The 18496-nt window shown below is 60.9% G+C and carries 18 protein-coding genes; 15 read left to right on the top strand and 3 right to left on the bottom strand.

Annotated features, from left to right (window positions below):
* The first annotated feature begins 8 nt into the window (after nt 1–8).
* The 4 genes from kdpB to ACMXYI_RS28850 all read left to right on the top strand — a co-directional run bounded on the left by kdpB (nt 9) and on the right by ACMXYI_RS28850 (nt 6204).
* Nucleotides 9–2066, top strand: coding sequence for a potassium-transporting ATPase subunit KdpB (gene kdpB / locus ACMXYI_RS28865; protein ID WP_415770426.1), 2058 nt, complete (start codon nt 9–11; stop codon nt 2064–2066).
* 53 nt (nt 2067–2119) lie between these two features.
* Complete coding sequence (kdpC, locus tag ACMXYI_RS28860) at nt 2120–2665, top strand: potassium-transporting ATPase subunit KdpC (RefSeq protein ID WP_415770424.1); 546 nt, start codon at nt 2120–2122, stop codon at nt 2663–2665.
* A gap of 135 nt (nt 2666–2800) precedes the next feature.
* On the top strand, nt 2801–5446 hold the full coding sequence (locus tag ACMXYI_RS28855; protein ID WP_415770422.1) for a DUF4118 domain-containing protein: 2646 nt from the start codon (nt 2801–2803) through the stop codon (nt 5444–5446).
* A gap of 68 nt (nt 5447–5514) precedes the next feature.
* A complete protein-coding gene (locus ACMXYI_RS28850) occupies nt 5515–6204 on the top strand; it encodes a response regulator (RefSeq protein WP_415770420.1) in 690 nt (229 codons plus the stop codon).
* A 2-nt stretch (nt 6205–6206) separates the two neighbouring features.
* Here the strand turns inward: ACMXYI_RS28850 and ACMXYI_RS28845 are convergent, their stop codons facing one another.
* Complete coding sequence (locus ACMXYI_RS28845; RefSeq protein ID WP_259152413.1) at nt 6207–7247, bottom strand: patatin-like phospholipase family protein; 1041 nt, start codon at nt 7245–7247, stop codon at nt 6207–6209.
* 222 nt (nt 7248–7469) lie between these two features.
* Between ACMXYI_RS28845 and ACMXYI_RS28840 the strand changes: the two genes are divergently transcribed.
* From ACMXYI_RS28840 to ACMXYI_RS28830, 3 genes are all read left to right on the top strand, one after another.
* Nucleotides 7470–7748 carry a hypothetical protein gene (locus tag ACMXYI_RS28840; protein ID WP_415770418.1) on the top strand — a complete coding sequence of 93 codons (279 nt, stop codon included), beginning with the start codon at nt 7470–7472 and terminating at the stop codon, nt 7746–7748.
* A gap of 89 nt (nt 7749–7837) precedes the next feature.
* Nucleotides 7838–8596 carry a CHAD domain-containing protein gene (locus tag ACMXYI_RS28835; RefSeq protein ID WP_415770416.1) on the top strand — a complete coding sequence of 253 codons (759 nt, stop codon included), beginning with the start codon at nt 7838–7840 and terminating at the stop codon, nt 8594–8596.
* A 267-nt stretch (nt 8597–8863) separates the two neighbouring features.
* A complete protein-coding gene (locus tag ACMXYI_RS28830; protein WP_415770415.1) occupies nt 8864–9661 on the top strand; it encodes an acyl-CoA thioesterase in 798 nt (265 codons plus the stop codon).
* Here the strand turns inward: ACMXYI_RS28830 and ACMXYI_RS28825 are convergent, their stop codons facing one another.
* Nucleotides 9662–10027: a terminase gene (locus ACMXYI_RS28825; protein ID WP_415770413.1), complete on the bottom strand. Its 366-nt coding sequence runs from the start codon at nt 10025–10027 to the stop codon at nt 9662–9664. It lies immediately after the preceding gene.
* Between the two features lie 217 nt (nt 10028–10244).
* Nucleotides 10245–11726, bottom strand: coding sequence for a methyl-accepting chemotaxis protein (locus tag ACMXYI_RS28820; protein ID WP_415770411.1), 1482 nt, complete (start codon nt 11724–11726; stop codon nt 10245–10247).
* Nucleotides 11727–11904: 178 nt separating this feature from the next.
* Here ACMXYI_RS28820 and ACMXYI_RS28815 point away from each other — a divergent pair, with 178 nt between their 5' ends.
* The 8 genes from ACMXYI_RS28815 to ACMXYI_RS28780 all read left to right on the top strand — a co-directional run bounded on the left by ACMXYI_RS28815 (nt 11905) and on the right by ACMXYI_RS28780 (nt 18365).
* Entirely contained in the window at nt 11905–12435 is a 531-nt protein-coding gene (locus ACMXYI_RS28815) for a hypothetical protein (RefSeq protein WP_046047937.1), read from the top strand.
* Between the two features lie 64 nt (nt 12436–12499).
* Entirely contained in the window at nt 12500–12691 is a 192-nt protein-coding gene (locus tag ACMXYI_RS28810; protein WP_008148797.1) for a PLDc N-terminal domain-containing protein, read from the top strand.
* 205 nt (nt 12692–12896) lie between these two features.
* The gene (speE, locus tag ACMXYI_RS28805) at nt 12897–13772 is read left to right on the top strand and encodes a polyamine aminopropyltransferase (protein WP_415770409.1); all 876 of its coding nucleotides are present in this window, start codon (nt 12897–12899) and stop codon (nt 13770–13772) included.
* Nucleotides 13773–13935: 163 nt separating this feature from the next.
* Nucleotides 13936–14169: a hypothetical protein gene (locus ACMXYI_RS28800; RefSeq protein WP_129442539.1), complete on the top strand. Its 234-nt coding sequence runs from the start codon at nt 13936–13938 to the stop codon at nt 14167–14169.
* A 213-nt stretch (nt 14170–14382) separates the two neighbouring features.
* Nucleotides 14383–14724: a ribonuclease E inhibitor RraB gene (locus ACMXYI_RS28795; protein WP_008148805.1), complete on the top strand. Its 342-nt coding sequence runs from the start codon at nt 14383–14385 to the stop codon at nt 14722–14724.
* A 462-nt stretch (nt 14725–15186) separates the two neighbouring features.
* On the top strand, nt 15187–16596 hold the full coding sequence (locus tag ACMXYI_RS28790; RefSeq protein WP_415770407.1) for a circularly permuted type 2 ATP-grasp protein: 1410 nt from the start codon (nt 15187–15189) through the stop codon (nt 16594–16596).
* A 12-nt stretch (nt 16597–16608) separates the two neighbouring features.
* Complete coding sequence (locus tag ACMXYI_RS28785; RefSeq protein WP_008148807.1) at nt 16609–17559, top strand: alpha-E domain-containing protein; 951 nt, start codon at nt 16609–16611, stop codon at nt 17557–17559.
* Nucleotides 17556–18365 (top strand): transglutaminase family protein, encoded by an 810-nt coding sequence (locus ACMXYI_RS28780; protein WP_283183697.1) that lies wholly within the window; start codon nt 17556–17558, stop codon nt 18363–18365. The genes ACMXYI_RS28785 and ACMXYI_RS28780 overlap by 4 nt, the downstream gene beginning before the upstream one ends.
* Nucleotides 18366–18496 lie beyond the last annotated feature (131 nt).

The following is an 18496-nucleotide window of genomic DNA, read 5'->3' as shown; positions in this document are numbered from 1 at the left end:
AGTCAATGATGAATATGCCCGCAACTAAAGCCGCTGCCGTCAAGGCGCCGGAACAACCAAAAACCGCGATCTCGGCCCTCTGGCGTCCGGCGCTGGTGCAAGCCTTCGTCAAGCTTGACCCTCGGCAATTGCAACGCGCGCCGGTGATGCTGGTGGTCGAGCTGACCGCGATCCTGACCACCGTGCTGTGCTTCATTCCCGACAGCAGCGTGCCGACCTTTGTCGCCGCGCAAATCGCCTTGTGGTTGTGGTTCACCGTGCTGTTCGCCAACTTCGCCGAAGCGTTGGCCGAAGGTCGCGGCAAGGCTCGCGCCGACAGCCTAAAGGCCGGTAGCGAAGGTCTGAGTGCTCGGCGCAAAACCAGCAACGGCGCCTTTCAAGTGGTGCCGGCCACCAGCTTGCGCAAGGGCGATGTGGTCCGCGTTGAAGCGGGGGAAATGATCCCCGGTGACGGCGAGGTGATCGAAGGTATCGCAGCGGTCAACGAAGCGGCGATTACCGGTGAATCCGCGCCGGTGATTCGCGAGTCCGGCGGCGACCGTTCGGCCGTCACCGGCAACACCCGACTGGTGTCCGACTGGCTGTTGGTGCGGATCACCGCCAACCCGGGCGAGTCGACCCTGGACCGCATGATCGCCCTGGTCGAAGGCGCCAAACGCCAGAAAACCCCGAACGAAGTGGCGCTCGACATCCTGCTGATCGGCCTGACCCTGATCTTCCTGTTGGTGGTTGTCACCCTGCAACCGTTCGCTCACTTCGCCAACGGCAGCCTGCCGCTGGTGTTCCTGGTGGCGTTATTGGTCACGCTGATCCCGACCACCATTGGCGGTCTATTGTCGGCTATTGGTATCGCCGGGATGGACCGTCTGGTACGCCTGAATGTGATCGCCAAATCCGGTCGCGCCGTGGAAGCGGCGGGGGATGTACACGTCCTGCTGCTGGACAAGACCGGCACCATCACCTTCGGCAACCGTCGTTGCACCGCGGTTTATCCGGCACCTGGCGTCACTGCCAGGGAACTCGCCGAGGGTGCCTTATTCGCCTCGCTGGCCGATGACACGGCTGAAGGTAAATCCATCGTCGAATACCTGCGTGGTACTCAGCCACAACCTGAGCCGGCCACCGAGTTGCTCACCGCCGTACCGTTCAGCGCCGAGACGCGTCTGTCTGGTGTCGACTATCGGGGCCGCGTGTATCGCAAAGGCGCGGTGGATTCGTTGCTGGCCTTCGTTGGCCTGAAACGCTCCGATCTGGCCGCGCCGCTGTCCCGAGAAATCGACAAGATCGCTCAGAGCGGCGGCACCCCGTTGCTGGTCTGCGCCGACGGTAAATTGCTCGGCGCGATCCACCTGAAAGACGTGGTCAAACCCGGCATCCGCGAGCGTTTCGCCGAACTGCGCAAACTGGGCATCCGCACCGTCATGGTGACCGGCGACAACCCGCTGACCGCCGCAGCGATTGCGGCCGAAGCGGGCGTCGATGACGTGCTGGCCGAAGCCACGCCAGAGAAAAAACTGGCGCGCATTCGCCACGAGCAGAACGACGGTCGCCTGGTCGCCATGTGCGGCGACGGTGCCAACGATGCCCCGGCCCTGGCCCAGGCGGACGTGGGTATGGCGATGAACGACGGCACGCAAGCGGCACGCGAGGCGGCGAACATGGTCGACCTCGACAGCGATCCGACCAAGCTGCTGGACGTGGTGCAGATCGGCAAGGAATTGCTGGTGACCCGTGGTGCGCTGACGACGTTTTCCATCGCCAACGACGTGGCCAAATACTTCGCGATTTTGCCGGCGCTGTTCGCCTCGATCTACCCGCAACTGGGCGTGCTGAACGTCATGCACCTGAGCAGTCCGCAGAGCGCGATTCTCTCGGCAATCGTGTTCAACGCCTTGATCATCGTGGTGCTGATTCCATTGGCATTGCGCGGCGTGCGCGTGCAAGCGGCGAGTGCGGCGGCGTTGCTGCGACGCAATCTGTTGATCTATGGATTGGGCGGGATATTGGTGCCGTTTGTGGGGATCAAGGCGATCGACATGCTGTTGACGGCGTTGCATCTGGTTTGACCCTGGGGCGGTGTGCCAGGCACACCGCTTTCTGCGAATTCGAGGATTTTGAAATGTCCACAATGATACGCCCGGCCCTGAGCCTGCTCGTCCTGATGACCCTGATCACTGGCGTTGCCTATCCACTGGTCGTCACCGGTGTCGCCCAGGTCGCATTCCCCGATCAAGCCAATGGCAGCCTGGTCCACGACGCCGACGGCAAGGTCCGAGGTTCCTCACTGATCGCCCAGGATTTCGTCGGCGACGCCTGGTTCCATCCGCGGCCATCGGCCGGTGCATTTGCCACCGTGTCGAGCAGTGCCAGCAACCTTTCGCCGAGCAACCCGGCCCTGGCTACTCGGGTGATCGACGATGCCAACAAGCTGCTGGTGCCGGGACAGGGGCCAGTGCCATTGGCGATGGTCACCACCTCCGGCAGCGGCCTCGATCCACACTTGCCACCGGCCGCGATTGCCTATCAACTGGCGCGTGTTGCAGCGGCGCGCAATCTGCCGGTGGCGACCCTTCAGCAGTTGATGGATGCGCATATCGAGCAGCCGCTCGTTGGTCCGCCGGTGGTGAATGTGCTGGCGCTGAACATCGCGCTGGAAAACCTGTAGCAAATGATCGTTCCCACGCTCTGCGTGGGAATGCATCAATGGACGCTCTGCGTCCGCTTCTGGATGGGACGCGGAGCGTCCCGGGCTGCATTCCCACGCGGAGCGTGGGAACGATCAATAGAGAGAACTTCAAGCATGAGTGACTCCGGCCGCGCCGACGCGCTGTTAGCAGACCTGCCCCGCGACGGCCGTGGCCGGCTCAAGGTTTTTCTCGGCGCCGCGCCCGGTGTCGGCAAGACCTACGCCATGCTGCAAGCGGCCCACACCCAATTGCGCCAAGGCGTGAAAGTCATTGCCGGCGTGGTCGAAACCCACGGTCGCGCCGAGACCGAAGCGCTGCTCGGCGGCTTGCCACAGCAGCCGTTGGTGCGCTCGGAATACCGTGGCGTGATGCTCGAAGAAATGGACCTCGACGGCCTGCTCGCAGCCAAACCGAAACTGGTGCTGGTGGACGAACTGGCCCACAGCAACGCCCCCGGCAGTCGCCACACCAAACGCTGGCAAGACATTCAGGAATTGCTCGCGGCAGGCATTGACGTGTTCACCACGGTCAACGTCCAGCACCTGGAAAGTCTTAACGACAAAGTGCGCGGCATCACGGGTGTGCAGGTTCGCGAAACCCTGCCGGACTGGGTGCTGCAAGAAGCCTACGAACTGCTGCTGATCGACCTGCCACCGCGCGAGCTGCTCGAGCGTTTGCGCGATGGCAAGGTTTACGTGCCGGAGCAGGCGAGGGCGGCCATCGACGCTTTCTTCACCCAGACCAACCTCACGGCCTTGCGGGAGCTGGCGATGCAAACCGCCGCCGCTCAGGTCGATGATGATTTGGCCCAGGGCTATCGCCAGCTTGGCCAAGCGGCGCCGGCGATACGCGGTCGTCTGTTGGTCGGCGTCGATGGCGATGCACAGGCCGAGCGTCTGGTGCGTCACGCCAGTCGCGTCGCTCAGCGTCGGCATTTGCCGTGGAGCCTGGTGCATGTGGACAACGGCAGTGTGCGTGACGAGCAGTCGCGCCTACGTCTGCAAAGTGCCCAGCAACTGGCCGAACGCCTCGGCGGTGAAGTGGTGCTGTTGCGCGCCGGCGAGGTGGCGAAAACCCTGATCCAGCACGCCGCCGAACGCCGCGCGAGTCTAGTGCTGGTCGGTCAGTCCCGGCAGCGTTTGCGTCGACGGCTGTTCGGCGGCGGACTGGCGTCGCGTTTACTGCGCGATGCGCGCGGGCTGGAAATCAACGTCCTCGACAGCGATCACGAACAGCATCAACCGCGTCAGCGTTCGGCGCAGGCACTGGTGTGGTTCGACTACGCGCTGGCGCTGGTGGCGACGGTGATCGCCAGTGCCTTGGCCTGGGCGGTGGCGAGTGTCTTGCCGCTGCCCAATATCTCGCTGGTGTTCCTCGCCGCGGTGTTGCTGGTGGCGGTGCGCAGCAGCCTCGGCCCGGCGCTGGCCTGTGCGGCGCTGTCGTTTCTGACCTATGACTTTCTGTTCATCCCGCCGAATTTTTCCTTCAGCATCCAGCGCGAAGAAGACGTGCTGACCTTACTGTTCTTCCTGCTGATGGCGGCGCTCACCGGCAACCTCGCGGCCCGGCAACGGCGGCAATTGCAGGCGCTGCGCGACACTCAGGAAGAGACCACCGAACTGCTCGACCTGTCGCGCAAACTCACCGCCGCCACCGACCGCCAGGCAGTGGTCAGCGCAGCGGCCCAGCACCTCAATGGCTGGAGTGATCTGCAACTCTGCCTGCTCAATCAAGACGGGCAGGGCGGCTGGAAAGTCGAAACCGGTGGCCCGTTGGAATTTTCTGAATCCGAGCGCGCTGCCGCCGATTGGGCTTGGCAACACGATCAACCGGCGGGCGCGGGCACCGGCACGCTGCCGTTCGGGCGTTGGTGGTGGTGGCCGTTGTCGGTGGAAGACGGGCCGCTGGCATTGCTCGGTGTGTGCGCCAAAGAGGGCCAGACCTTGAGCGGTCAGCGTCGCCGTTTGTTGACCGCGTTGAGCCAGCCGCTGGCTCAGGCGCTGGCCCGGGCGCAATTGGCCGAAGACCTCGAAGCCGCCCGGCTGCATGGCGAAACCGAGCAACTACGCAGTGCCTTGCTGGCCTCGGTGTCCCATGATTTGCGCACGCCGCTGACCTCCATGCGCGGCAGCATCGACAGCCTGTTGGCCCTCGGTGAAGCGATCCCGCTGGAGGATCGCCGCGAACTGCTCGAAGGCACTCGCGATGAAGCCGAGCGCCTCGATCGCTACATCCAGAACCTGCTGGACATGACCCGTCTCGGACACGGCGCCCTGAAGCTGGCGCGGGACTGGGTGTCGCCGGCCGACATCGTCGGCAGTTCGCTCAATCGTCTGCGCGCCGTGCTGGCGCCGTTGCAGGTGACCACCGAAGTGCCGCCGGAGTTGCCGCTGCTGTACGTCCACGCCGCGCTGATCGAACAGGCGCTGGTCAACGTGCTGGAAAACGCCGCGCGGTTTTCACCGCCTCACGGTCGTCTGCAATTGCGCGCTGGAGCCGACGACAGCGAGCTGTTTTTTTCGGTGAGCGATGAAGGACCGGGGATTCCGCAGGAAGAGCGGGCGAAGATTTTCGACATGTTCTACACCGCCGCGCGCGGTGATCGTGGCGGGCAAGGCACCGGTCTGGGGCTGGCGATCTGCCAGGGCATGGTCGGTGCTCACGGCGGGCGGATCAGCGTCGCCGATGGCATCGAAGGGCGCGGCACCTGCATCACCTTGCACCTGCCGTTGCAGGCTCAGCCGGCCTTTGAAAATTAAGAGCCGAAAGTGAAGCCTGATCGTGCTTGCGTTACTCTCTTGCCACTTCTTTGTGTTGATGTGAATTCATGAACCAGACCGCGACCATTTTGGTCATCGACGACGAACCGCAGATCCGCAAATTTCTGCGCATCAGCCTCGTCTCCCAGGGCTACAAAGTGCTGGAGGCCGGCACCGGCACCGAGGGCCTGGCCCAGGCCGCCCTGAATAAACCGGACCTGCTGGTACTCGACCTCGGCTTGCCGGACATGGACGGGCAGCAAGTGCTGCGCGAGTTTCGCGAGTGGTCGACAGTGCCGGTGCTGGTGCTCTCGGTGCGCGCCAGTGAAGGGCAGAAGGTCGAAGCGCTCGACAACGGCGCCAACGACTACGTGACCAAACCGTTTGGCATTCAGGAGTTTCTTGCGCGGGTGCGCGCCTTGTTGCGTCAGGCTCCGGCGGGAGAAGCTCAACAAGCGGCGCTGACATTCGGCCCGTTGACCGTGGATCTGGCTTATCGCCGGGTGTTGCTCGACGGCACAGAAGTCGCACTGACCCGCAAGGAATACGCGGTACTGGCGCAACTGGCGCGACATCCGGGGCGGGTCATCACCCAGCAACAATTACTCAAGGATATTTGGGGGCCGACCCATACCGAGGACACTCACTATTTGCGGATTGTGGTCGGGCACTTGCGGCAGAAACTGGCGGATGATCCGACTCAGCCGCGGTTTATCGTCACCGAGGCTGGGGTTGGGTATCGGTTGCTTGATGCCTGATCTCAGGAGTCCCGTTCATTCTCATACCGATCCAGCGTATCCCGCGCAATCTCCCGTCCCAGCGCGATCAGTTCCGGCGCCTTGTAAAACTCGAAAAACCGACACACCCGTTTCGGCACGTTGATCAAAATATCCGGCGGATAACCGGCGATCTTGTACTGCGCCAATGAGGTTTGCATCACCTCGAAACTCTGGTTGATCAGGTCCAGCAAAGACGCCGGCCCGACGTTGTCGATGATGAATGAACCAGTGGCGGATTTCGGCGCGCCGTCGCGTTCAGGGGCAGCGGCCGGTTGCTGGGCTTCGGGTTCGGCGGATTCGATCCACGGGTTGATCTCGGCCGCTTCCGCCATCAACGCTTCTTTTTCCAGCAGCAGCAATTGTTCTGCCTGCTTGCGGCGGAAGGGCAATTTTGAACCGAGCGAGTTGATCAGGCTGTCGAAACGGGTCTTGAACGCCGCCGGGCGCTGGATCACCGGCAGTTGATAGTGGCGCTGGTTGGTGGAGTTGAGGTTGACCGCGATGATCAGGTCGCAATGACTCGACACCACCGGTACGATCGGTAAAGGGTTGAGGATGCCGCCGTCCACCAGCATGCGGTTGCCCTGCATCACCGGGGTGAACAGGCTGGGAATCGCCGCCGAGGCGCGCATGGCCTGGTGCAGGCAGCCTTCCTGGAACCAGATTTCCTGCTGGTTGGTCAGGTCGGTAGCCACCGCCGTGTAGGGGATGCGCAAGTCTTCAATATTGATCTCGCCGACGATCTTGCGGATCTGCCCGAAAACCTTCTCCCCGCGAATCGCGCCCAGACGAAAACTGACGTCCACCAGACGCAAGACATCGAGGTAATCCAGGCTTTCGATCCAGTTGCGATAATCGTCGAGTTTGCCGGCGGCATAGATCCCGCCAACCACCGCGCCCATGGAACATCCGGCAATGCAGGCAATGTCGTAGCCACGCCGTTCGATCTCTTCAATGACCCCGATATGGGCGTAGCCCCGGGCCCCACCTGAGCCCAGCACCAGCGCGACACGCTTTTTCATGAATCGCCCTCGTCTGACAAGGTTCAACAATGCACCCATCGAGGGGCGCGCTTCAATCGCTAAGGTCGTTCCGCGAGGCGAGGGCGTCGTTTTTTCGACACTCTTTGGCGGCAGATGGGTATTCTCGCGAGCACTAGAGTTTCCGAGGCGGGGCCAAGGCACTTTTCACGCGCCAGACCGTCTTAACTGCACGACTGTTTACCTATCTTTGAGGTGTGAATAATGAAAGCCTGGATCTGTGTACCTTTGATCGCCCTGGTACTTGCCGGTTGTGCCGGCAAAACCGCTTACCGTGACAGCTGCGGTAGCGGGATCGATGCCGCGTGGCGTGAACTGGATCTGGCCAAGGCTGAAGGTTTTGCCGGAACTGTCAGCTATTCCAAGGCCCTGTCGCTGCTGACCGGCGCCAAGACCCAGCAGCAATTCGAAGCGTTCGAAGGCTGCGCCAAGAAGGCCGAGAAGGCGCGTTTTTATATTCGTGAATCGCGCGCGGGGCGCTGAAAGCAGCTCTAAGCTCTAAGCTGCAAGCAATAAGTCGGTCGCCCCGGATTTCGGCTGGCGGCTTGCAGCTGTTTACGGAGTAAACCCCCATGATTAACCGGTTGGTGGCTCATGTCCTGGGCCTGGAAGTCCGTTTGCTGGCCTGTCAGGCACGCTTGAGTGCCCGCACCGACCCTGAAGCGCTGCACGATCTGCGTACCACGGTGCGCCGTTTACGCAGTTTGCTGCGGCCATTGCGCGGCTTGCCCGGGGTCGAACAGCTGGAAGCAGCGGCGTCCCGGGTCGGCGACCTGACCACGCCGTTGCGCGATCGCGAAGTGCTGGCGGCGTACCTGCTCGAGCATGATCAACCCGAGGCTGCCCATCGGCGTATGGCGCAGATGGCCGAGGCTTACCCGGCGGTCGCGACGAGTCCTGAAGTGGCGCAGTTGCTGATGATCCTCGATGCCTTTCCGCGTTTTCTGCGGGCCTCCCAGCGTCAGGGCTTGCTCAAGGGCTTGCGTCAGCGCATCGAAAAACGGTTGGCCAAGCAATGGAAAAAACTCGACAAAGCCCTGCACGATCCGGCGCATGATCGCCACCGTTTGCGCCTGCTGATCAAGCGTGTGCGTTACGGCATCGAAGCCTATCCCGAACTGGATCGACTGCCGAAAGCGGCGATGCCGCGCTTGAAGGCCGCGCAAGGTGCCTTGGGCGATTGGCACGATTGCTTGCAATGGCTGGCCATAGCTGAGCAGGAAACCGATTTGCAGCCCTGCGTCGCGGCCTGGAAAACTGCCATGGCCAAAGCCGAAGGCCGCGCCGACCGCGTCCTCGACAAACTCAGCGCTGCCTGTTTCAAATCCTGAAACCACCACAAGACAGATCTATGTAGCAGCTGCCGAAGGCTGCGTTCGGCTGCGTAGCAGTCGCTAATCCGGTTATCTCGGTATACCTGTAAACCGCATTGGCAGGTTTTACGACTGCTACGCAGCCGAACGCAGCCTTCGGCAGCTGCTACAAAGGGCGGTGGCTCTATCCGGCTCATCTGTCAGTCAATTTGGCCGGAATAAGCGCTGTGCCATCCCCACAGGCTGGTTAAGATCCCTTCATCCTTTTCCCGCACCGAGGTTTTCATGCGCTTTTCCGATCTGCTCGACGCTGTCCGCAGCCAGCCGCTGGAGCTGTCTATTCCGGCCAAATGGGCTCAGGGGCGTGCCAGTTTCGGTGGCCTGGTGGCCGCCTTGCAGTACGAAGCCATGCGCGCGAAGGTCCCGGCGGATCGTCCGGTGCGCTCGTTGGCGATCACCTTTGTCGGCCCGGTCGAGCCTGAAGTGCCGGTCAGCTTTGAAGTCGATGTGTTGCGCGAAGGCAAGGCTGTCAGCCAGGTGCTGGGTCGGGCAATGCAAAACGGCCAAGTGGTGACGTTGGTCCAGGGCAGCTTCGGCGCCTCGCGAGCGTCGGAAGTGGCGGTGATCGCCGAACCGGCGCCCGAGATGAAGCACTGGGACGATTGTCAGGAACTGCCGTTCATCAAAGGGGTACTCCCGGAGTTCATGCAGCATCTGGCGATGCGCTGGAGCGTTGGCGGTCTGCCGTTCACGGGCAACAAATCCCGCGAGATGGGCGGCTGGGTGCGCTTGCGTGGGGACGTGAAGGAAGAGGCGGTCAGCGAAGCGCATATATTGGCGCTGGTCGACGCCTGGCCACCGGCCCTGATGCCGCATTTGAATAAACCGGCGATGGGCAGCACGCTGACCTGGACCATTGAATTCGTCCAGCCATTGCTGGAACTGAGCACGCTGGACTGGTGCAAATACCTGGTTGAAACCGAACATGCCGATGACGGCTACGGCCATGCGGCCGCGAAGCTGTGGAACGCGGACGGTCAGTTGATTGCCATGAGCCGGCAGACGGTGACGATTTTCGCCTGATCAGTGACGACGGTGGCGCTCACGCCAGGCGCGCCACCAGCCGCCGCTCAGGAAGAACCGTGGGAAGGTCAGAAACTGCTCGACCAGCAAGCGCGACACGGCATCTTTGCGATCACTGAATGGCTCGGAGGCTTGCACCTCCAGGCTGTGACCGTGGCGTTGCAAGCCGAGGGCGGCGAGCAGGCCGATGACGCCAATCGCGACATTGGTGAAGCTCAGACTGAACACTCCCGAGACAATCAGCAGAAACGCCACGATGAACAGCGGCACGGCAATCAGGTGCAGCACCAGATTGGTCGGGTGCTGGTGATTGTTCGGGTACGCTCGCCATTGCCAGGCGGGGAGGTTGGGGTGACGTTTACCCATGATGGTACTCCTTGGTTCGTTGAGGCTCTTGAACAAAGAATAGGCCGGGCTAAACCAGTCGGCGAATCAAGGCTGGCTATCGGAGTGATAGGTGTCATGTTCAATATTGATGTTGGTCGGGCTGACGCTATCGCGAGCAAGCTCGTTCCCACAGGTAATGCGCAAATCTTGAAATAGCGCTAATCCTGTGGGAGCGAGCTTGCTCGCGATGAGGCCCTTACAGCTTGAGCTGCCCGATAGCCTTGCTCAACTCCCCGGCCAACGCCGCCAGCTCATGGCTGGTAGTCGCCGAATCCACGGTCTGCTGCACGGTGTTCTCGGTCACATCCCGAATGCTCACCACCGACCGATTCATCTCCTCCGCCACGTGGCTCTGCTGCTCAGCCGCCACGGCGATCTGCGTGTTGCTTTCACGCATCTGTGCCACGGCGCTGGTGATTTCTGCCAACGCTACGCCGGCCTCCTGAGCCTGCTGCACGCAATCGTCGGCCTTGAACGAGCTTTCCTGCATGAAATCCACCGCGTCCCGAGTCCCGGCCTGCAACGCCGAAACCATGATCGTGATCTCGTCAGTGGAGGTCTGGACACGCTTGGCCAGGTTGCGCACTTCATCGGCAACCACCGCAAAACCGCGCCCCATTTCACCGGCACGGGCCGCTTCAATCGCTGCGTTCAGCGCCAGCAGATTGGTCTGCTCGGCGATGCTGTGAATCACACCAACCACGCCGTTGATCTTCTGACTGTCCTCAGCCAGGCGCTGAATCATCTCGGCCGTCTGCTGCACTCCGCTGGATAGGCCAGCAATCGATTTCTGCACCCGACTGACCACTTCCTGCCCGCTGCCGGCCAGGGTGTCGGCGGTTTGCGAGAGGTCGCGGGTGGCGCCAGCGTGCTGGGCAATGTGATAGACCGTGGCGGTCATTTCATTGATCGCCGTGGCGGCCTGATCGGTTTCGCTTTGTTGGCCGAGCATGCCGTGACGCACCTCGTTCATGCTCGACGCCAGCCGCGCCGCGCCGACATCCAGTTGCCGGGCGGTGCTGGCGACAGTGTTGACCACCCGCTGGTATCCGGCCTGCATGGCATTGAAGGCATTGGCCATCTGCCCGACTTCGTCAGTGCAGGCCAGCGGCACACGGGCCGAGAGGTCGCCGGTTTTCTCGACGTGAAGCATCACGTCTTTCAGCGTATTGAGCTGGCTGAGCAGAAAGCGGATCAACAATTGCGAGGCGCCGAGCATCGCCAGCATCAGGATCGCCACCGCCACCGCATAGTTGGGAAAACGCTCGCCAAATACCTGGGTCAGGCTCGGGCCATGAGCAATCACCGCGACCTGGATGCCATCCGTGCGCGTAAACACTTCAGCGCCCATCAACGGGTTGTTGCCGAACAGCGGCATGGCATTGATTTCGACCCAGCCGTTGGTATCGGCCAGTTCCAGTACCGGCTGCCCGTTCAGCAATGGTGCCTGCCCGCGACTGAACGTCAGCACGTTATCGGCTTTGGGGAGCGGCTGCCCGGCGGGCCAGGCGTTGAGCAGTCGCGCCTGGGCTTGTGCCGATGCCTGATAAGCATGGCTGCGGGCCTGTTGTTCGAGCTGTACGGCGTACAACACCAGCAGCAAGGTCGTGACGAAGGCGACGGCGTTGACCGCCCAGAATTTGTATTTCAGCGAGATATTGCTAAGCCAGGCACCCATGGAGGTCTTCTCTGATAGCGGAAACAGTTTCGGCAAGGTGCCAGTATTGTGCCGCTACTCGGGGCGCCGGATCTTGATGTGGGTCAACGTTCCCGGCCATGCTTGAGCACAGGAATTGCGGGGCGTAATGCGCTATCCTTCGCGCCTTCAAATTTCCCTCGCTACAGGATTCCGCCCCATGAAAGCCGCACTCGTCGAACTCATCAGCAAAATCAGCTCCGGGTGCATGAGCGATGACGAAATCCTGAAAGTCGCTGACGAAGCGGCCCAGGCCTACGCCGATCCCGAGGCTTTTCTGACGGCCAATCCGGATATCAACTACGACGAAACGTTCCCGATTCCGCTGGGCGAGTGGGTCGTTGTCGGCAGTCTTCCGGAGACCGTGCTGTTCCAGGCCGACACCTATGTGGACCTGTTCGCCCAGATCGTTTCCTCGTTCGGCCCCGGCGTTGATTTCAATATCAAACCCAAGCAACTGGCCAAGACTGAAGCCCTTACCGCGCTCAATCGCATTCAGGTGCAGATGGGTAGCATGAACAAGGAAAACGGCGGTTACACGCTGATGAACTTCAGTCAGTTGCTCGACGACGAACTGCAAGTGGTGCTGGTCTACGGCAACGACGTGCCGCGCGTGCTTGAGTTGTGCGCCAAGGTCGGCATCGCTGCCGCGCCCTCGCTGGAAGCCCTCAAAATCGCCGTCCACGTTTAAAAAACGGAACCCTCGCAAGGCCCGGCTATCCTAAGAGTGCAAACCACTCTTAGGGAGCGACACCATGGGTTCCACGTTCAACGGTCTGATTGGCCTGATTATTCTTGCCCTGGATATCTGGGCAATCATCAACGTGCTCAAAAGTGGTGCCGACACAGGGATGAAAATCATCTGGGTGCTGCTGATCCTGCTGCTGCCGGTGCTGGGCCTGATCATCTGGGCGATTGCCGGGCCACGAGGCAACGTCCGAATCTGACTGCATCCCCGAAAACGACACCGAACCTGTGGGTGGCTTGCCTGCGATTCAGGCGGCAAGGTCTGTCAGGCATACCGCGGCGATCCCATCGCAGGCAAGCCAGCTCCCACAGGGATTGTGTCGAGGCGTCAAGCGAGGTTCGACCTGTCATATCCCGCGACGTAGAATTCGCGCCTTGCCACCCGCATTCATCGGAGCACTTCCCATGAGCAACACCCCGACCAGCGAGTACCTGGAAACCCTCTATGAAGGCTACGGCCAGCGTTTTCGCATGGAAAAACTGTTGCACGAAGTGCGCACCGAACACCAACACCTGGTGATTTTCGAAAACCCGCGCATGGGCCGCGTCATGGCGCTGGACGGTGTGATCCAGACCACCGAAGCCGACGAATTCATCTACCACGAGATGTTGACCCACGTGCCGATCCTGGCGCATGGCGCTGCCAGGCGCGTGCTGATCATCGGTGGCGGCGACGGCGGCATGCTGCGTGAAGTGGCCAAGCACCGCAGCATCGAGCACATCACCATGGTCGAGATCGACGGCACCGTGGTCGACATGTGCAAGGAATTCCTGCCGAACCACTCCAAGGGGGCGTTCGCTGATCCACGCCTGAACCTGGTGATCGACGACGGCATGCGTTTCGTCGCCACCACCACCGAAAAATTCGACGTGATCATTTCCGACTCCACCGACCCGATCGGCCCGGGCGAAGTGCTGTTCTCGGAAAACTTCTACCAGGCCTGCCGTCGCTGCCTGAACGAAGGCGGCATCCTGGTGACCCAGAACGGCACGCCGTTCATGCAAATCGAAGAAGTCAAAACCACCGCCGGGCGTCTGCGCAGCCTGTTCCCGGACTGGCACTTCTATCAGGCGGCCGTGCCGACCTACATCGGCGGCTCCATGACCTTTGCCTGGGGCGCGACCAATACCGCCTATCGCAAGTTGTCCCGCGAAACCCTGCAGCAGCGCTTCGCCGGCAGCGGCATCATCACCCGCTACTACAATCCGGAAATCCACATCGGCGCGTTCGCCTTGCCGCAATACGTCCTGCAGGCTGTGAACAAGCCTAGCAACGACTGATATCGAGCAAGCCAGAAAGGGCCCTCTCAGGTTGTGTGAAAACACACCGGAGACGGCCCTTTTTTCATGCTTCACTTATAGAAGGTCCGGTTGAACGATTGGCCGGGGAAGAATGTCGAGATACATGTAAACCCATCCATGGGTTTTATCGAGGAGGCACCTGATGCAAAAGTGGAAAGTCACTTTCGTTGATGATCACGGTGAACAAGTAGACGAAGTGTTCGAGAGCGATGAATGCCCGAACAACGAACAAGCCGCGAAGCTCATTCGTGCCCGGTGCCTGCCTGTGGCTGCCGAACTGGACCTCAACGATCTGGAAGGGCGCACCGATGATCCGACTGTCAAAAGTCTGAAGACCCAGTACAGCATTGAAATCCTCAGCATCACGCCAATCTGAACATCTCCTGTCACATTCCTAACCAGGCCTTGGCAGCGGCTCTATCTTGAGGCTACTCTGCAATCGAGATCAGCGAACGGATCGCTAAGGTCTGGTCTTGTCAGCTACATGCTTGCTTCCCACCGGCAACGTTGTTGCCGCATCGCTCGCCCCATTCGGTTGCGAGTGCCGGGAATACGGAAAGTCTATCCATCAGTCTGAGGGGGACGTTTCATGAGCACAGCCTATCAAGAAGACATCAGCACCAGCGTCTTGCGCCGCATGAAAGAAGGCGGTTTCGACTTTTCACGATTCCATCCCATCGAGTTCTACGCCATTTTCCCGGACGAGGAGCGGGCACGCAGGGCGGCAGGGCATTACTGCGGTGAATCCTTGAATGCACAAATCAGCGTGCGCGACGACGGCGCGTGGTACCTGGAACTGAGCAAAGTGATGTACGCCACCTATGACGGCATCGGCGATTTTGAGCAGGATTTCGAGGCGGTGGTCGAGCCTTTGGGCGGCATCATCGAAGGATGGGGCGTCAAGCAGGAGGTACGAGGGCGACTCGCATAACTTATGAACAGTGACAACACTCAGCAACGGCTGACCTTCGGGTTGGCCGTTTTCGTTTGTGGGGTTTGGAAAGATCAAAAGATCGCAGTCTCGTTTTCTCCTGTAGGAGCTGTCGAGTGAAACGAGGCTGCGATCTCTTGATCGTGTTTTTGATTCATAACGTTTCAAAAACACAAAAAAACGCCGCCTAAACAGGCGGCTAAAGGGAAGTTCGTCAAGATTTTCAGCGAATGTGCGGATTATCCGCAGCGACTCACGGGCAGTGAAATCAACTCTGGCTATGCTGGTGATAGGCGACAGGATTGCTTCGCAATGAAGCGGGGGCGATCAGGTGGGGGCATTTACCGCACAGGATTGGTGCGGTGCGTGCAGTGCGATTATCCAACTGATTGATATCAAAGCGTTTATGCCGATGGCACGGGCTTTGCGAAGCCCAGATGTCCGGGTGACAAGGAGTACGGCATGATCCGCACCTATTTTGATGAGATGTACGATGCCGGCGGCCAGGTCCGCCCGCATTATCGGGAGTTTGCCCGTTGGCTGGCCGAAACGCCTGACGAGCTTTTGGCACAACGGCGACGCGAGGCCGATCTGTTATTTCATCGCGCCGGGATTACCTTCACGCTCTATGGTGATGAGCAAGGGACAGAGCGCCTGATTCCCTTCGACACCATCCCCCGCAGCATCCCCGCCAGTGAATGGCGAGTGGTCGAGCGCGGCTGCATTCAGCGGGTCAAGGCGTTGAACATGTTCCTCGCCGACCTCTATCACGAGCAGCGCATTATCAAGGCCGGCATCATCCCGGCCGAGCAAGTGCTGGCCAACGAGCAATACCAGTTGGCGATGCAAGGGCTGAATCTGCACCGCGATATCTATTCCCACATCTCCGGTGTCGATCTGGTGCGCGATGGCGACGGCACGTACTACGTGCTTGAAGACAATCTTCGTACACCGAGCGGCGTCAGTTACATGCTGGAAGACCGCAAGATGATGATGCGGTTGTTCCCCGAGTTGTTCTCGGCCCAGCGCATTGCCCCTATCGACCACTATCCGAACCTGTTGCTCGACACCCTGAAAAGCTCCAGCCCGATTGATAACCCGAGCGTGGTGGTGCTGACGCCGGGCCGTTTCAACAGCGCGTTCTTTGAACATGCGTTTCTGGCGCGGGAAATGGGCGTTGAGCTGGTGGAAGGCGCGGACCTGTTCGTGCGGGATGACAAGGTCTTCATGCGCACCACGGACGGGCCGAAAGCCGTCGACGTGATCTACCGTCGTCTCGACGATGCGTTCCTCGATCCGCTGGCGTTCAACCCGGATTCAATGCTTGGCGTTCCAGGGCTGCTGTCGTCGTATCGCTCCGGCAACGTCGTGCTGGCAAATGCCATCGGCACCGGGGTCGCGGACGACAAGTCGGTGTATCCATTCGTCACGGACATGATCCGTTTCTACCTGGATGAAGAGCCGATTCTGAAGAATGTGCCGACGTGGCAGTGTCGTAATCCCTCCGAATTGTCCCACGTACTGGCCAATCTTCCGGAACTGGTGGTCAAGGAAACCCAGGGCTCCGGCGGTTACGGAATGCTGGTCGGGCCGGCGGCGACGGCGGCGGAAATCGAGTCATTCCGCGCGCGGATCAAAGCCAAGCCCCATGCGTACATCGCGCAACCGACGTTGTCCCTGTCGACCTGTCCGACCTTTGTCGAAAACGGCATCGCTCCACGCCACATCGACCTGCGTCCGTTTGTATTGTCTGGCCGCGAAACCCGGGTTGTACCCGGCGGTTTGACCCGTGTTGCCCTGCGCGAAGGCTCGCTGGTGGTGAATTCATCCCAGGGTGGCGGAACCAAGGACACCTGGGTGGTCGAGGATTGAAGGAAGCCTGCCATGTTAAGTAGAACTGCCTCGGATTTGTATTGGATGTCGCGTTACCTGGAGCGGGCGGAAAACCTCGCACGGATGCTCGACATCAGTTATTCGCTGTCGCTGATGCCACAGGATGGTCGTGGTGACGGCCTGCATGAACTCGCCATGCCGTTGTTGATCACCGGCACCCTGGACGATTACCTGGAGCGCCACGGCGAATTGCACGCCGAACGGCTGCTGCATTTCTTCGCCCTGGACGCGGCCAACCCGGCGAGCATCTACAGCTGCCTCGGCGCCGCGCGGGCCAGTGCCCATGCGGTACGTGGGCGAATCACCGCTGACATGTGGGAAAACATCAATGCCACCTGGCTGGAAATCCGCGGGATTGCCGATCAGGGCTTGAGTCGCTACGGCATGAGCCGTTTCTGCGAGTGGATCAAGGAACGTTCCCACCTGTTCCGCGGCGCGTCCTACGGCACGATCATGCGTAACGATGCGTTCCGCTTCATTCGTCTGGGGACGTTTATTGAAAGGGCGGACAACACGTTGCGCCTGCTCGACGCCCGCTACGAAATGGCCGGCGATCAGGCAGAGGCGGTCAGCGACGGCACCGCTCACGCGTATTACCAGTGGAGTGCTTTGCTGCGGGCGTTGTCCTCGTTCGAGGCCTACACCGAGATCTACCGCGATGCGCCCGGCGCCCGGCATGTGGCCGAGTTGCTGTTGCTGCGTGCTGATGTGCCGCGGTCGTTGCGAGCCTGCACAGAAGAAATCGACCAGATCCTTGCCCAATTGCCGGGGGCCAACGGCCGTCCCGCGCAACGCCTGGCAGCGGAAATGGACGCACGCCTGCGCTACACCGGCATCACCGAAATTCTCGACGAAGGCCTGCATGCCTGGCTGACCGAGTTCATCCCGCTGGTGCGCCAGTTGGGTAACGCCATACACAGTTCCTACCTGGAGGCTGCATGAGACTTTCCATTAGCCACGAGACCACCTATCACTACGAAGATCAGGTGCGGGCGAGCATCCAGTATCTGCGACTGACACCCCACGACAGCGAGCGCCAGCACGTGCTCAGCTGGCAGCTCGACCTGCCGCGCCCGGTGCGCGCGCAACTCGATCCGTTCGGCAACATCCTGCACGTGCTGACCATGGACGAGCCCCACGAGGCGATCATCATCGGTGCTCGTGGGCAGGTGGACATCGACGAATTGCGCGAGGCGGAGCATGAAAGCCAGTCGGCGCTGCCGTTCTTGCGCTTCACGCGCCTGACCGAAGCCGACGAAGCCCTGCGTGCGTTCGCCGAGAAGGAATGCAAGCAACGCCGGGATCGCACGGCGTTGATCGACTTGATGCATGGCCTGAACCAGCACATGACCTACACGCCGGGCTCCACCGAAGTGGACACCAGCGCCGCGCAGGCCTTCGCCGGGCGTTCGGGCGTCTGCCAGGATCACACCCACGCGTTTCTCGCCTGCGCCCGCAGCCTGGGCATTCCGTCGCGTTATGTGTCGGGCTATTTGTACAGCGAAAACAGCGAACACCTGGCCAGTCACGCCTGGGCGGAAGCCTGGCTCGATGACGCCTGGTACAGCTTTGACGTGACCAATGAATTGGCGCGGCCTGAGCGTCATCTGAAACTGGCGGTGGGCCTGGATTACCTGGATGCCTGCCCGGTGCGTGGCATGCGGCGTGGCGGTGGTTGCGAGCAGATGCATGCGAAGGTGTTTGTGTCACCGACACCGATGCCGATTATCTCCGTCCAACAGCAGTAAACCTGCACGCTGATCGTTCCCACGCTCCGCGTGGGAATGCCTCAACGGACGCTCCGCGTTCGGCTCTTGATGGGACGCAGAGCGTCCCGGGCTGCATTCCCACGCAGAGCGTGGGAACGATCTGCGATCGG

It is taken from the genome of Pseudomonas lyxosi (assembly GCF_047758685.1).
GTDB classification, from domain to species: Bacteria; Pseudomonadota; Gammaproteobacteria; order Pseudomonadales; family Pseudomonadaceae; genus Aquipseudomonas; species Aquipseudomonas lyxosi.
The sequence above is the reverse complement of the archived record's forward strand: the minus strand, read 5'-3'. Positions and strand labels throughout refer to the sequence as shown.